Source organism: Pseudomonas sp. C9D1, from assembly GCF_056491235.1.
This window is the reverse complement of sequence record NZ_JBSZIE010000002.1, coordinates 3,036,352-3,050,932: the sequence shown is the minus strand read 5'-3', so window position 1 is coordinate 3,050,932 and position 14,581 is coordinate 3,036,352. Positions and strand designations below refer to the sequence as shown.

The window sequence follows — 14,581 nt, the reverse complement described above, 5'->3', positions numbered from 1 at the left end:
GCTGCCGGCGATCAGCGTGGCGGAAGTGAATCGGCAAGGTTGTACGGACGTGCGGAAAAGGCCCTGGCAACCGTTCGTCGGTAGGCCCTCAGCCGGGTTCGCCCAATTCGAGGATCTGCCCGATCAGCCACTGCAGCGCCGCGTCCCGCTCCCGTGCCTGCACGCTGACCACATCCAGGTGGAAGGGCCCCACGGCGAAGGGCAGTTCGTGCAGCTCCAGCGGCAGCAGGCGGGCGAAGTACTGGGCCAGTTGCGTGGGCAGCACCGCCACCAGGTCGCTGCCGGCGACGATGTGCGCCGCCTGCAGGTAGTTCGGAGTGGTGTAGAGGATCTGCCGCGTCAGGCTGCGCTCGGCGAGCCATAGGTCGACCATGCCTTTGGTCTGGCCGCCATGGACCCAGAGGTGGCGTAGCCTGAGGAAGTTTTCCAGGTCCGGCTCACCGCGCAGCAGCGGGTGATCGCGGCGGGCGGTGAGGCGCAGGGTTTCGCTCATCCAGCGGCGGCTGGCGAAGCGTGGCGGAATGCTCTGGAAGCGGCCGAGCACCAGGTCCAGTTCGCCCTTGTCCAGCGCCTCGGCGGGGAGGCTGGGGCTGAGGTGGCTGATGGCGATCTGCACCCCCGGCGCCAGCACCGCGAGGCGTTCCAGCAGGCGGGTCATGCAGATCAGCTCCACGTAGTCGGTCACGGCAATGCTGAAGCGCTGGCGGCTGCTCGCGGGGTCGAAGGCCTCGCCGGCGGAAAGGCTCTGCTCGATCTGCGCCAGGGCGGTGCGGATCGGCGCCTCCAGGGCCAGCGCCCGTGGCGTGGGCTGCATGCTGCGGCCCACGCGTACCAGTAGCGGGTCGCCGAGCATTTCGCGCAGGCGGTTGAGGGCGTTGCTCACCGCTGGCTGGCTGAGGGACAGGCGCTCGGCGGCGCGGGAGACATTGCGTTCACGCAGCAGGGCGTCGAGCACGCGCAACAGGTTGAGATCGAACGTGGAGATATTCACCGTGGAAATACGACCTATCACAAGACTAAATTTCAAAAATAGTACCGGCTTCCTTAAGGTGTCTGGCGATTTTCGTTTCCCCGCGCGCAGGCCTGCGCCCTGTCAGAACAACAAGAGGACGATGCGATGACCCAGAGCCCCAACGACATTCGACAAGCCGCCGTGATCGGTGCCGGCACCATGGGCCGGGGCATCGTCATGAGCCTGGCCAACGCCGGCGTGCAGGTGCTGTGGCTGGACAACAACCCGCAGATGCTGGTGCAGGCGCTGGGCGTGGTCGCCGACACCTACGCCCACAATGTGCGCCAGGGCCGCATCGACGAAACCCAGGCCGCCGCCCGTCGCGCCTGCATCACCCAGGTGGCCGACTACGACGCCCTGGCCGATGTCGACCTGGTGATCGAGGCGGTGTATGAGAACCTCGAACTCAAGCAGCAGATCTTCCGCGAGCTGGACGCCCGGCTGAAGCCGTTGGCGATCCTCGCCAGCAACACCTCGGCGCTGGATATCGACGCCATCGCCGCCGTCACCGCGCGCCCGGAGCAGGTGCTCGGCCTGCACTTCTTCAGCCCTGCGCACATCATGAAGCTGCTGGAGATCGTGCGCGGCGCCAAGACCGCCAAGCCGGTGCTCGACGCCGCCCTGGTGCTGGGCCAGCGCATGGGTAAGGTCAGCGTCATCGCCGGCAACTGCGACGGCTTCATCGGTAACCGCATGCTCAGCACCTATGTGCGCGAGGCGCGGATGATGCTGCTCGAAGGCGCTTATCCCCATCAGGTGGACGCCGCCCTGCAGGGCTTCGGCTTCGCCATGGGCCCGTTCCGCATGTACGACGTGGTCGGCATCGACCTGGAATGGCGCGCCCGCGAGCTCTCCGGCCAGGGCCAGGACGACCCGGCGGTGCAGGTGGACAACCGCCTCTGCGCCCTCGGCCGCTTCGGCCAGAAGTCGCGCATGGGCTATTACCGCTACGCCGAAGGCAGCCGCCAGGCCGAGCACGACCCGGAAGTGGACGCGCTGGTGCTGCAGGTGTCCGAGCAGCTCGGCTTCGAGCGCCGCAGCATCGGCCAGGAAGAAATCCTCGAGCGCTGCCTGCTGGCCCTGGTCAACGAAGGCGCGAAGATCCTCGAAGAGGGCATCGCCGCGTCCAGTGCCGATATCGATACCGTCTACCTCAACGGCTACGGCTTCCCTGCCGACAAGGGCGGCCCCATGAGCTGGGCCGACGGCCAGGGCCTGGAAGCCATCCGTGAGCGCCTGGAATACCTCGCCGGCCGCTTCGGCCTGCACTGGCAACCCGCCGCCCTGATCCAGCGCCTGGCCGCCGAAGGCCGCCGCTTCGCCGATTGCCAAGAGGACGCCTGAGATGAGCTACACCGCCCCCCTGCGCGACATGCGCTTCGTGCTCCATGAGGTCTTCGACGTCGCCGGCCATTGCGAGCTGCTGGGCAACGGCCTGGACCGCGAACTCATCGACGGTGTGCTGGAAGAAGGCGCGCGCTATGCCGGTGAAGTGATAGCCCCGCTGAACCGCGCCAGCGACGAAGAGGGTGTGACCCTCGAAGGCGGCGCCGTGACCACGCCCAAGGGCTTCCGCGAGGCTTACAAGCAGTACTGCGACAACGGCTGGGCCAGCATGACCGGCCCGGTGGAGCATGGCGGCCAGGGCTTTCCGCAGATGGTCGCCGCCAGCTTCCACGAGATGCTGATGGCCGCCAGCCTGTCCTTCCGCGTCTATTCCGGCCTCACCGAAGGCGCCGTGCTGGCGCTCTACAAGCACGGCAGCGAGGCACTCAAGCAGGGCTACCTGGACAAGATGGTCGGCGGCACCTGGACCGGCACCATGTGCCTCACCGAGCCCCAGGCCGGCACCGACCTGGCGCTGCTGCGCAGCCGCGCCGAACCCCAGGCGGACGGCAGCTACAGGGTCAGCGGCAGCAAGATCTTCATCAGCGGCGGCGAACAGGACTTCTCGGACAACATCGTCCACCTGGTGCTGGCGCGCCTGCCTGATGCACCGGCCGGGGTGAAGGGCATCTCGCTGTTCCTGGTGCCCAAGTTCGTCGCCAACGCCGACGGCACGCCCGGCGCGCGCAACGCCCTGTCCTGCGGCGCCATCGAGCACAAGATGGGCATCAAGGGCGCCGCCACCTGCGTGATGAACTTCGACGGCGCCACCGGCTGGCTGATCGGCGAAGCCAACCAGGGCCTGGCCTGCATGTTCACCATGATGAACGACGCGCGCTTCCAGGTCGGCCTGCAGGGCCTGGGCATCGCCGAGCGTGCCTTCCAGGGTGCGCTGGCCTACGCCCGTGAGCGCCTGCAATCCCGTGCCCTGACCGGCGCCGCCGAGCCCGACAAGGCCGCCGACCCGATCATCCACCACCCCGATGTGCGGCGCATGCTGCTGACCCAGAAGACCCTGGTGGAAGGCAGCCGCCTGCTCGCCGCCTACTGCGGGCGTCAGCTGGACCTGGAACATGGCCACCCCGACGCGGCGGCGCGCAAGGCCGCCGGCAAGCGCGCGGCGCTGCTGATCCCCATCGTCAAATCCTTCTTCACCGACATGGGCCAGGAAGTGGCCAGCCTCGGCGTGCAGGTGTATGGCGGCCACGGCTACATCCGCGAATGGGGCATGGAGCAGCTGATGCGCGACAGCCGCATTACCCAGATCTACGAAGGCACCAACGGCATCCAGGCCCTCGACCTGATTCGCCGCAAGCTGATGGGCGACGGCGGCGCCGAGCTGTACGCCCTGCAGGACGAACTGGCCGCCATGGCCGAGGCCCAGGCCGGCCGCGCCGAGCTGGCGGAACTGGCCGGCGCCGTGCTGGCGCGCCTCAAGGAATGGCGCGACCTCACCGCCACCGTGCTCGACCGCGCGCGCCATGATCCACAGGAAATCGGCGCCTGCTCGGTGGACTTCCTCCAGTACTCGGCCTATGTGTTGTTGGCCGGGCTCTGGTTGCAGGCCGCCGCCCGCGCCCAGGACGCTCTGGACGGCGGCACCGGCGAGGCGGACTTCTACCAGGCCAAGCTGCACAGCGCGCGCTTCTACGTGCGCCGCCTGCTGCCCCGCGCCAGTGGCCACCGCGAGTCGCTGCTGGGCGGCGCGGACTGCCTGATGGCCCTGCCGGAGGCGCATTTCGCGTTCTGATGGAGTCCAACCGGCGGGGAGGGCGGTCAAGGCCGTCACCCCCGCCTGTGCAGCACCCGCTCAGCCAAACCCGACAGCACAACAACAAGAGGCCACCCCATGCAGCCCTTCAGCTTCGCCACCACAGCGCAGATCCTCTGCGAATCCGGCTCCGCCCTCCGTCTGGCCGAGCTGTGCCGCGAGCGCGATGCCCATCGCGTGCTGATCGTCACCGACCCGGGCATCACCCGGCTGAACATGCTCGACCCCATCCTCCCGGGCTTCGCCGCCGCCGGCGTGGCAGTGGAGATCTTCGACCAGGTGCAGGCCGACCCGCCCGAGGCGGTGGTGCTGCAGGCCGTGGAGCAGGCAAAGGCGCTTAAGGCTGAACTGGTGATCGGCTTCGGCGGCGGCAGCTCCATGGACGTGGCCAAGCTGGTGGCGCTGCTGGCCCACCCCGACTGCAAGCAGGCACTTAAGGACATCTACGGCGTCGGCAACGCCCGGGGCCGGCGCCTGCCGCTGATCCAGGTGCCGACCACCGCCGGCACCGGCTCGGAAGTCACCCAGATCGCCATCATCACGACCGGCGAGACCACCAAGATGGGCGTGGTTTCGCCGCTGCTGCTGCCGGACCTGGCGGTGCTCGACGCCGACCTCACCCTCGGCCTGCCCGCTGCGGTGACCGCCGCCACCGGCATCGACGCGATGGTCCACGCCATCGAGTCCTACACCAGCCGGCACAAGAAGAACCCCATGTCCGACCTGCTCGGCCGCGAGGCCCTGCGCCTGCTCTGCGCCAACCTCGACGAGGCGGTGCACAACGGCCGCAACCGCGAGGCGCGCCAGGCCATGCTGCTGGGCGCCTGCCTGGCCGGCCAGGCCTTCGCCAACGCCCCGGTGGCGGCGGTGCACGCCCTGGCTTATCCCCTGGGTGGGCACTACCACATCCCCCACGGCCTCTCGAATGCGCTGGTGCTGCCCCATGTGCTCGGCTTCAACGCCGAGGTCGCCGCGCCGCTCTATGCCGAACTGGCGCCCCTGGTACTGGGCCGCAAGCTGCAGCCCGGCAACGCCCTGCACCTCACCGAGCAACTGATCTTCGAGCTGGCCGACTTCAGCGAGCGCAGCGGCCTGCCCACGCGCCTGCGCGATGCCGGCGTCGCCGAGGCGATGCTGCCGCAGCTGGCCAGCGACGCCATGTTGCAACAGCGCCTGCTGGTGAATAATCCGCGCGAAGTCAGCGAGCGCGATGCCCTCGCGATCTACCAAGCCGCCTATTGAAAGGACCTTCATGAGCCAGCCTCAGCACCTGCGCAGCGACTACCGCCACTTCCAGCCGATCACCACCCGCTGGCACGACAACGATGTCTACGGCCACGTGAACAACGTCGTCTACTACGGCTTCTTCGACAGCGCGGTGAATACCTACCTGATCGAAGTGGGCGGCCTGGACATCCACGACGGCGAGATCGTCGGCTTCGTGGTCAGCTCCTCCTGCGACTACTTCGCCTCCATCGCCTTCCCCGAGCGCATCGAGGTGGGCCTGCGCGTCGGCAAGCTGGGCAACAGCTCGGTGCAATACGAACTGGCCATCTTCAAGGTCGGCGAAGACGAAGCCTGCGCCGCCGGCCGCTTCGTCCACGTCTTCGTCGACCGCACCAGCAACCGCCCCGTGCCCATCCCCGAACGCCTGCGCGCCGCCCTGGCGGAACTGGTGGTCCCGGGCTGATCGCAGTGCCGGCACAACCATTCCCGGGCTGAAGCCCGGGCTACGGCTCGTCATTTCGTAGGATGGGTCGGGCGGCGTTCCGCGAGGTACGAAACCCATCGATCCGGATTCGCCGGCTACCGCATGGGTTTCGCTTCGCTCTACCCATCCTACGGTGAGCCCCTCTCGGATGGCTTCGGGCAGCGGGGTATCCCGCAGCATCCTGCCTGCCGGGTTTTTCACCAGATCGACTCCGAACGACCGGAATGGCGACATTGGCGGGGTGCGCTGACCGGTCGCTCTACCCTAAATGGGCTTCTGCCCGCAGAATGCGCGGCAAATCCGTTGCGCTTCCACTGACTGCAGGGCAGAGACCTTGCGGCCTGGTGCTTCTTCCATCCTGCCGGGCCAGGGTGGCGCGACGGGGCATCTTGGGTATCGGCCGTGCTTGCGGCCCCTGTTCAGTGAATCTGCCATGACGTCTGAAAAACGCTCCATGTTCCAGCGCGTGAAAGGCACCAGCCTGGTCACGCGCATCCTTATCGGCCTGGTGGCCGGTGTCCTGCTGGCGGTGTTCCTGCCGGCGGCGGCCCAGGCCGTGGGCCTGCTCGGCAAGCTCTTCGTCGCTGCGCTGAAGGCTGTGGCGCCGGTACTGGTGTTCGTCCTGGTGATCGCCGCCATCGGCAACCACAAGCCGGGCGAGCGCACCCATATCCGCCCGATCCTGTTCCTTTACCTGATCGGCACCTTCTCGGCGGCGGTGGTGGCGGTGCTGGCTTCCAGCCTGTTCCCCTCGACCCTGCACCTGAGCGCGGCGGCCAATGACCTGGCGCCGCCCGGCAATATTTCCGAGGTGCTGCTGAGCCTGCTGGGCAGCGCGGTGGCCAACCCGGTGACGGCGCTGATGCAGGCCAACTTCATCGGCATCCTGGTCTGGGCCGTGGGCCTGGGCATCGCCATCCGCCAGGGCAGCGAGACCACCCGTGCGGTGTTCAGCGACCTGTCCCACGGCGTGTCGCTGATCGTGCGCGTGGTGATCGCCTTCGCCCCGCTGGGCATCTTCGGCCTGGTGGCCTCGACCCTGGCGGAGAACGGCCTCAAGGTGCTGGCCGACTACGCCCACCTGCTGGCGGTACTGCTGGGCTGCATGCTGTTCGTGGCCTTCGTGGTGAACCCGCTGATCGTGTTCTGGAAGATCCGCCGCAACCCCTACCCGCTGGTGCTGACCTGCCTGCGCGAGAGCGGCATCACGGCCTTCTTCACCCGCAGTTCGGCGGCCAACATCCCGGTGAACCTGCAGTTGTGCGAAAAGCTCGGCCTGCACGAGGACACCTACTCGGTGTCGATCCCCCTGGGCGCGACCATCAACATGGCCGGTGCGGCGATCACCATCACCGTGCTGGCCCTGGCGGCGGTGAAGACCCTGGGCATCGCGGTGGACATCCCCACGGCCATCCTGCTCAGCCTGGTGGCGTCCATCTGCGCCTGTGGCGCCTCGGGTGTGGCCGGTGGTTCGCTGCTGCTGATCCCGCTGGCGTGCAGCCTGTTCGGCATCCCCAGCGAGGTGGCGATGCAGGTGGTGGCGGTGGGCTTCATCATCGGCATCCTCCAGGACGCCGCCGAAACCGCGCTGAACTCCTCCACCGACGTGCTCTTCACTGCAGCGGCCTGCATGGCCAGCGGTGATGTCGACCAGCCGGCCGAAACGCGCCTCGGCTGATCTCCTCCGGCGCGTACCTCAGGGTGCGACGCCGTCCTTTCCGGCGGTGGCGGGTTCAGCGAACCCGTCGCCGCTGTTTGGGAACTGCCCCGGCAAGTCGGACTCCAGTTCGATGACCAGCCGCCCGGGCATCTTCGCCTTGTCGATCAGGTAGCCGTGATGGCGCAGGAACAGCGCCTGGAACGAGCCGTCCGCGCGTATCTGCTCGAAACCCTCGGTGAAGCGCTTCACCAGCAGCTGATTGCCTTTGGCGAAGGTGAAGTACACCGGCATGGGGTATTTCAGCGCCAGGTGCTGTTCCACCGTCAGGTCCGGCAGCGCGGCGCGGTTGGCCTCCACTTCGGCCCAGGCTTCGCTGAGGCCGCGGTGGAAGTAGTCGAAGCGACGTTGCTCGAGCATCGGCAGCAGGTTGCCGGGGTTGGCCATGCCCAGCACCGGCAGCTGGTTGCGGGCGAAGAGCGGGAAGTCGCTCCACTGGCTGCCGAAGCCGCCGGTGAGGCGGCGCAGGCCGTCGAGGTCTTTGACGCCGGCGAAATCGGCCTGGCGATCCTTGCGGATGATCAGCACGCGGTAGCCGAGCAGGCCCTGGTGCATGTCGACCGGCAGCATGCGGAAGTCGGCGAGGCGCTCGCGGTTCGGCGGGACGTAGGCGAGGTCCACCTGGCCGGCCTTGAGCATGGCCAGGCAACGCTCCTGGGACGGGTCTGGCGCCTGGCTGGTGACGATGCTGGCTTCGCCGTAGCGCTCGGCGGTGCGGGCGAGGATGAGGTTGGCCAGTTCGATGCGGTAGGCGTAGGTGACGGGGCTTTGCTGGCAGACGCGCAATTGCTGCCCGGCGAAGGCAACCGGGAGCAGGGTGGGGAGGCAGAGCAAAGCTATGGCGTAGCGGATGAAACCCATGGCGTGTCCACGGCGACCGGCGTGCATGCGCCAGCAGAGTAATGACGGAAGATTACAGTCTTCTCAGACGCTTCGCCCGCTGACTGTTGAGCATCACGACACCCGGCGCTATTCTGGCTCGCGGTCGGCAGTTCACCCAGGCGTCACCGGTGCCCATTCGGGCAGCTAAACCTGCCACGAGCCCCAGGCTCACCCTCGACCGACACTCGTCCCCGTGCCGCGTCGGAACCCGGCGACCCCCGACATCCTCTTCCGAGGACTTGGCACACACGAGGAACGAACTGTGTCCAAGACGCTTATCCCTTTCGCTACCGATGACATGTCTGCGCTCGCCCGCTCGCTGGTCCGCCAGCTGGAGGAGCGCGAACGGCCGCCCGGCCATGTGGAGATGCTCAACCTGCTGGCCCGCGCCCGGGGGTTTCGCAGCTTCCAGGCGCTGCGTGCGAGCCAGATGGCCGAACGACAACTGAGCCAGCCGCCGGCCGACGTTGCGGTGGACTACGTGCTGGTGCGCCGCCTGCTGCGGTACTTCGACCAGCAGGGCCGCCTGCGCACCTGGCCCGGCAAGCACAGCCACCGACGCCCCTGCCTGTGGATGACCTGGATGGCCCTGCCGCCCCGTACCGCGATGAGCGAGCGCGAGGTGGACGGGCATATCCGTGAGGTCGCGAGCCTGGGCGACCACGTGCTGTTGCGCCGGGAAATGGTGGATGCCGGCTGGCTGATGCGTACGCCGGACGGGCGCGAGTACCGCCGCGTGGAGTTGCGTCCGGAGCCGCTGGCGATGGCGCTGCGTGAACAGTTGGGCAGGCGCTCGGCCTGACGGAAAGGGCGCGCAGGGACGCGCGCCTTCAGGCCTCGTCGAAGTGGCTGGTGAGCAGCAGGCAACCCAGGGGCGCGGTATCGACTTGCAGGCGCGGCCAGCGTTGCAGCCAATCCTTGGCCTGCAGTCGTTCGGCGAAGACCGCCTGACGCGGGTGCAGCGGGTTGGGGGTGATGCGCAGGTCGAGCAGCCCGGACTGCACGAAAGGGGTGGCGATCTCGATGCCGCCACCCGGGCGCAGGCGCACGCCGATGGCGGTCTGTACCTCCGGCCAGTGGCTCATGGCGTCGCGGCTGTCGCGGTAGGGGTCGTCGCCGTTACGCAGGTGCATGCGCGCCTGGTTCTTCACCGACCAGGGCAGGTGCCCGGCCATGCGCCGCAGGGCCTGCTCGATGCGCAGGTCGGCTTCGGGGTCGAGGTCATCGGGGTTGAAGTGGATCAGGTCGAGATCGGCCAGCGGCGTGGCGTCGCGGTAGCCGTGCAGGCGGTCCCAGGCGAGGTTGCGGACGAAGCCGGCGGCCAGCCAGGCGTCGCGCAGGCCCAGGCTGGCGACGCAGCGCAGCGCCAACAGGCGCTGGGCGTCGCCACGCAGCCAGCGCTGCAGGTGGGGCAGGGGATTCTGGTAAGCCACCGGCAGCACCGGCCCCCGCAGCGTGCAGTGCGGAGGCTGGGTGTGTGGCTCCATGATGCTCAATCGCGGTGCCTGTGCTTGCGGTGCTTCTTGCTGCCGCTGTCCTTGTTCAGCTCGCTGGCGATGGCGCCGCCTGCCGCACCACCAAGGCCCGCGCCGATGGCGGCTCCGGTGTTGCCGCCGAGCTTGTTGCCCACCACCGAACCCCCGGCGGCACCCAGGCCACCGCCCAGCGCGGCGCCGGTCTTGTTGCCGTCACGCGCGGTGATGGCGCCACCGGCTGCGCCGCCGAGGCCGGCACCGATGGCCGCACCGGTGCTGCCACCGATGGATTGGCCGACGACGTTGCCCAGCGCACCGCCGAGACCGCCGCCGAGGGCGTTCTTGGTGGTTTCGCCGGCGACCACGGCTTGGGTCGCGAGCAGGCTCAGGGCCAGGGCGGGAAGAGTGAGGCGCATCGGGTGTTTCTCCAGGCAAGGTCACGAGGGCCACCTGCACTGCAGATGGCCCTCGAAGATTAAGAGGCTGTGAATGTGACGGGAGTTCTGTGAGGGGGGCCGATCGACCGGGATTGGCGACTAACGGTCGCGATCAGTCATCCCAGTCGTGGTGGTGGCGGTGCTTGTGCTTGCGGTGGCCCCAGCCGTGGCCACGGCCATGCTCGTGGCGATCGCCACGGCGGTCGTAGTAGCGACGATCATCGCGGTCGTCGTCGCGACGGCTCTCGTTGCCCATGTAGTTGCCCAGTGCGCCACCGGCGCCACCGCCGGCCGCTGCGCCGATCAGGCTGCCGGTGTTGCCACCGACCTGGCGGCCGATGACGTTGCCGCCCGCCGCGCCCAGTGCGCCGCCGAGGGCCGCTTCGGTGCGGTTGCGTCGGTCGGCGCCGACTGCGCTACCCGCTGCACCGCCGACGCCGGCACCGATGGCCGCGCCGGTGTTGCCACCGATGGACTGACCGACGGCCGCGCCCAGTACCCCGCCCAGCGCGCCACCCACCCCGGCTTCGGTGGTGCCGCCGGCGAAGGCGCCGCCACTGACGAGGCAGAAAGACAGAAGGAGGATCGAGGATTGCTTCATGGAGAGGAGAGCCTCTGTTGTTTGGACGAGGCGATAGTTGCCAGCGGAACGGCCCCGTACAAGCGCCTCCCGACGAATTGCACAGGGTTTTTCACATTCTCTAAATAATTGTTTTTGCTGGAGAACTTTGACTGTTTTGGCGATGTCAGAGCCCTATTCCAGAACCGCGTTTCGGGCCTTTTTCGGGCCCTTTCCTGATGGCATTGCGCCTTGTTCCTGCACCCCTTCAGTGGGGGTGATTCCGCTTTTTTCCTGGCCCTTCGATGCGTGTGATCGGTGCGATCTGCGCGTACCTGCACCTGTGTGCGAGCGGGGAGGGAGTAAGTGCGCGCAGCACACCCTACGGGAGGCTCCGTGCTCCCTTAGGGTGTGATGGGCAGCGATCCGTCAGAGGATGCGCCCGCTTTCCTGCGCTGCCTGGATGCGTATGGCGATGAACTTGGAGGTGGGCGTGTGGCTGCCGACGCCGAAGCTGTCCAGGGGCACCAGGGGGTTGGTTTCCGGGTAGTAAGCGGCGGCCTGGCCGGCCGGGATGTCGAAGGCCAGCAGGGTGAAGCCTTCCACCTTGCGTTCGATGCCGTCGTCCCAGAGCGAGACCAAGTCCACTTTCTGCCCGCTCTGGTAGCCCAGGCGTTGGATGTCGGCTTCGTTGGCGAACACCACCTCGCGCTGGCCGCGTACGCCACGGTAGCGGTCGTCGAGGCCGTAGATGGTGGTGTTGTACTGGTCGTGGGAGCGCAGGGTCTGCAGGATCAGGTCGGGCTTGAGGCCGCTGGCGCGGATGCGTTCGTGGATCAGGGTTTCCGGCAGCGGGTTGGCCTTGAAGTTGGCGCGGCCGCTGGCGGTCTTCCAGGTGCGGGCGCCGGCGCTGTTGCCCAGGTAGAAGCCGCCCGGGTGTTGCACGCGCTGGTTGAAGTCGGCGAAGCCGGGGATGGTGTCGGCGATCAGGTCGCGGATGCGGTCGTAGTTGGCGATCATCGCGTCCCAGTCCACCGGGTGGTTGCCCAGGGTGGCCTTGGCGATGCCGGCGACGATGGCCGGCTCCGAGCGCATCTCGCGGGACAGCGGCTCCAGCTGGCCGTTGGAGGCGTGGATCATGCTGAAGGAGTCTTCCACCGTCACCGCCTGCGGGCCGTGGGCCTGGTGGTCGATGTCGGTGCGGCCGAGGCAGGGCAGGATCAGCGCGTCGCGGCCGACGGTGAGGTGGCTGCGGTTGAGCTTGGTGCTGATCTGCACGGTGAGGTCGCAGTTCATCAGCGCCTGGTGGGTGCGCGGGCTGTCCGGCGTGGCCTGGGCGAAGTTGCCGCCGAGGCCGATGAAGACGCGGGCCTCGCCGTCGAGCATGGCGTTGATGGCTTCCACGGTGTTGTGGCCGTTCTCGCGGGGCACCTTGAACTGGAAGCGCTTCTCCAGCGCGTCGAGCAGGGCCACCGGCGGGCGGTCGTTGATGCCCATGGTGCGGTCGCCCTGCACGTTGCTGTGGCCACGCACCGGGCACAGGCCGGCGCCGGGGCGGCCGAGGTTGCCGCGCAGCAGTTGCAGGTTGACGATTTCCTGGATGGTCGGCACCGAGTGGTGGTGCTGGGTGATGCCCATGGCCCAGCAGATGATCACGCGCTCGGCGCGGCGGTACATGCGCGCGGCCTGCTCGATCTCGGCGAGGGTCAGGCCGGATTGGCGCTCGAGGTGTTCCCAGGTGGTGGCGTCCAGCTCGGCCAGGTAGGCGTCGACGCCGTCGGTGTGTTCGGCGATGAAGGCGTGGTCGAACACCGCCGGCTGGCCGGCGGCCTGGGCTTCGCGCTCCCACTGCAGGAGGAACTTGGCGATGCCGCGGAGGGCGGCCATGTCGCCGCCCAGGGCCGGGCGGAAGAACGCGGTGTTGAGCGGGGCGGAGCCGTTGGTGAGCATTTCCAGGGCGTGCTGGGGATGCTGGAAGCGTTCCAGGCCGCGCTCCTTGAGAGGGTTGAAGGCGACCACCTGGGCGCCACGCTTCACCGCCTCGCGCAGCGGTTCGAGCATGCGCGGGTGGTTGGTGCCGGGGTTCTGGCCGAGGACGAAGATGGCGTCGGCATGCTCGAAGTCGGCGAAGGTCACGCTGCCCTTGCCGATGCCCACGCTTTGGCCCAGGGCCACGCCGCTGGCCTCGTGGCACATGTTCGAGCAGTCGGGGAAGTTGTTGGTGCCGTAGGCGCGGACGAACAGCTGATAGAGGTAGGCGGCTTCGTTGCTGGCGCGGCCGGAGGTGTAGAACTCGGCCTGGTTCGGGTCGGGCAGGCGCTTGAGGTGGCTGGCGATCAGGGCGAAGGCGTCGTCCCAGCTGGTGGGCAGGTAGCGGTCGCTGGCGGCGTCGTAGCGCATCGGCTGGGTCAGGCGGCCCTGGTATTCGAGCCAGTAGTCGCTCTGCTCGCGCAGCTGGCTGACGCTGTAGCGGGCGAAGAAGGCGGCGTCGACCCGGCGCTTGGTGGCTTCCCAGTTCACCGCCTTGGCGCCGTTCTCGCAGAACTTGATGCGGCCGTCTTCGGGGGAGTCGCCCCAGGCGCAGCCGGGGCAGTCGAAGCCGCCGTTCTGGTTGGTCTTGAGCAGGGCACGCAGGTTCTTGAACGGCTGCTTACTGTCCAGCCAGAAGTGCGCGACGCTCTTCAGCGCGCCCCAGCCGGCGGCGGCGCCGTTGTAGGGCTTGTAGCGGGGATGCACGGGTTGCAGGCTCATGGCTGTACTTCTTCTGTCCGGGGCGCCGGGCTGTAGACCCGGGGCGCGCTGTGATGGGGCAGGTGGATCAGGTTCAGGTTGTGCCGGCGCGCCCATTGCACGGTGAGCGCAGTGGGGGCCGAGAGGCTGACCAGGGTGCCGAGGCCGGCACGCACCGCCTTGTGGATAAGTTCGAGGCTGCAGCGGCTGGTGACCACGGCGAAACCGGCGCGCGGGTCGAGCTTCTGCCGCAGGACGGCACCGATGAGTTTGTCGAGGGCGTTATGGCGACCGATGTCTTCGCGGCACAGCACCAGTTCGCCTGCGGCGTCGACGAAGAGCGCGGCATGCAGGGCGCCGCTGCGGCGGGCCAGGTCCTGCTTGGCGGCGATGCGCTGGCGCAGGTCGGCCAGGTGCTCCGCCGGGGGCAGCGGTTGCGGTTGCAGGACCTTGAGCGCGGGCAGCGCCTGTTCCAGGGCTTCGACGCCGCAGAGGCCGCAGCCGGTGGTGCCGGCCAGTTGGCGGCGCTGGTCCTTCAGGGCCCAGAAGGCGCGGTTGGCGATTTCCACCTCGGCCTGGCGGGCGTCGTCGCAGCCACCGAGGCGGCTGTCATAGATGTCATCGATCGAGTCGACGATGCCGGCGCTGAGGCTGAAGCCGACGAGGAAGTCTTCCAGATCGGCGGGCGAGACCATCATCACCGCGTGGCTGATGCCGTTGTAGGCGATGGCCAGGGCGCATTCCTCGGCCAGCAGGCCCTCGCCGGACGCAGCGGCACCGCCCAGTTCGGCATAGGCATAGCCCCGCGCCTGGGTCACGGGCTCGGTGTCGTTGAAAGCGGGAGTGGAAAGCTGGCGTGGCACGGGTGGCGCCCCTGCGACGGATTGACACAGGCAGCCTA

General features: G+C 68.2%; 13 protein-coding genes. 6 read left to right on the top strand and 7 right to left on the bottom strand.

The genetic code is table 11. The annotated features are described in order from the left end of the window. Positions 1-88 precede the first annotated feature (88 nt). Positions 89-991 carry a LysR family transcriptional regulator gene (locus tag ACXI0U_RS22180; RefSeq protein WP_479550809.1) on the bottom strand — a complete coding sequence of 301 codons (903 nt, stop codon included), beginning with the start codon at positions 989-991 and terminating at the stop codon, positions 89-91. A 126-nt stretch (positions 992-1,117) separates the two neighbouring features. Here ACXI0U_RS22180 and ACXI0U_RS22175 point away from each other — a divergent pair, with 126 nt between their 5' ends. From ACXI0U_RS22175 to sstT, 5 genes are all read left to right on the top strand, one after another. Next, on the top strand, positions 1,118-2,356 hold the full coding sequence (locus tag ACXI0U_RS22175; RefSeq protein WP_479550808.1) for a 3-hydroxyacyl-CoA dehydrogenase: 1,239 nt from the start codon (positions 1,118-1,120) through the stop codon (positions 2,354-2,356). Position 2,357: 1 nt separating this feature from the next. Continuing rightward, on the top strand, positions 2,358-4,148 hold the full coding sequence (locus ACXI0U_RS22170) for an acyl-CoA dehydrogenase C-terminal domain-containing protein (protein WP_043240455.1): 1,791 nt from the start codon (positions 2,358-2,360) through the stop codon (positions 4,146-4,148). 99 nt (positions 4,149-4,247) lie between these two features. Then, a complete protein-coding gene (locus ACXI0U_RS22165; protein ID WP_021218619.1) occupies positions 4,248-5,411 on the top strand; it encodes an iron-containing alcohol dehydrogenase in 1,164 nt (387 codons plus the stop codon). Positions 5,412-5,421: 10 nt separating this feature from the next. After that, positions 5,422-5,859 (top strand): acyl-CoA thioesterase, encoded by a 438-nt coding sequence (locus ACXI0U_RS22160; protein WP_374979284.1) that lies wholly within the window; start codon positions 5,422-5,424, stop codon positions 5,857-5,859. Between the two features lie 454 nt (positions 5,860-6,313). Further along, positions 6,314-7,558, top strand: a complete 1,245-nt coding sequence (gene sstT / locus ACXI0U_RS22155; RefSeq protein ID WP_431482894.1) for a serine/threonine transporter SstT — start codon at positions 6,314-6,316, stop codon at positions 7,556-7,558. An 18-nt stretch (positions 7,559-7,576) separates the two neighbouring features. Here sstT and ACXI0U_RS22150 read toward each other — a convergent pair whose 3' ends face one another. Further along, the gene (locus ACXI0U_RS22150; protein WP_271659328.1) at positions 7,577-8,458 is read right to left on the bottom strand and encodes a substrate-binding periplasmic protein; all 882 of its coding nucleotides are present in this window, start codon (positions 8,456-8,458) and stop codon (positions 7,577-7,579) included. A 283-nt stretch (positions 8,459-8,741) separates the two neighbouring features. On the opposite strand from ACXI0U_RS22150, the gene ACXI0U_RS22145 reads away from it, so the two are divergent. Beyond that, positions 8,742-9,281, top strand: a complete 540-nt coding sequence (locus ACXI0U_RS22145) for a DUF2087 domain-containing protein (RefSeq protein WP_031287429.1) — start codon at positions 8,742-8,744, stop codon at positions 9,279-9,281. A 28-nt stretch (positions 9,282-9,309) separates the two neighbouring features. Here the strand turns inward: ACXI0U_RS22145 and ACXI0U_RS22140 are convergent, their stop codons facing one another. From ACXI0U_RS22140 to fdhD, 5 genes are all read right to left on the bottom strand, one after another. Further along, positions 9,310-9,912, bottom strand: a complete 603-nt coding sequence (locus ACXI0U_RS22140; protein WP_350447233.1) for a nucleotidyltransferase family protein — start codon at positions 9,910-9,912, stop codon at positions 9,310-9,312. A gap of 59 nt (positions 9,913-9,971) precedes the next feature. Further along, positions 9,972-10,370 carry a hypothetical protein gene (locus tag ACXI0U_RS22135; RefSeq protein ID WP_184489764.1) on the bottom strand — a complete coding sequence of 133 codons (399 nt, stop codon included), beginning with the start codon at positions 10,368-10,370 and terminating at the stop codon, positions 9,972-9,974. Between the two features lie 133 nt (positions 10,371-10,503). After that, positions 10,504-10,992 (bottom strand): glycine zipper domain-containing protein, encoded by a 489-nt coding sequence (locus tag ACXI0U_RS22130; RefSeq protein WP_021218626.1) that lies wholly within the window; start codon positions 10,990-10,992, stop codon positions 10,504-10,506. Positions 10,993-11,379: 387 nt separating this feature from the next. Next, complete coding sequence (locus tag ACXI0U_RS22125) at positions 11,380-13,701, bottom strand: FdhF/YdeP family oxidoreductase (protein WP_479550807.1); 2,322 nt, start codon at positions 13,699-13,701, stop codon at positions 11,380-11,382. Continuing rightward, entirely contained in the window at positions 13,698-14,543 is an 846-nt protein-coding gene (gene fdhD, locus ACXI0U_RS22120) for a formate dehydrogenase accessory sulfurtransferase FdhD (protein WP_081672139.1), read from the bottom strand. The genes ACXI0U_RS22125 and fdhD overlap by 4 nt, the downstream gene beginning before the upstream one ends. Between the last annotated feature and the right edge of the window lie 38 nt (positions 14,544-14,581).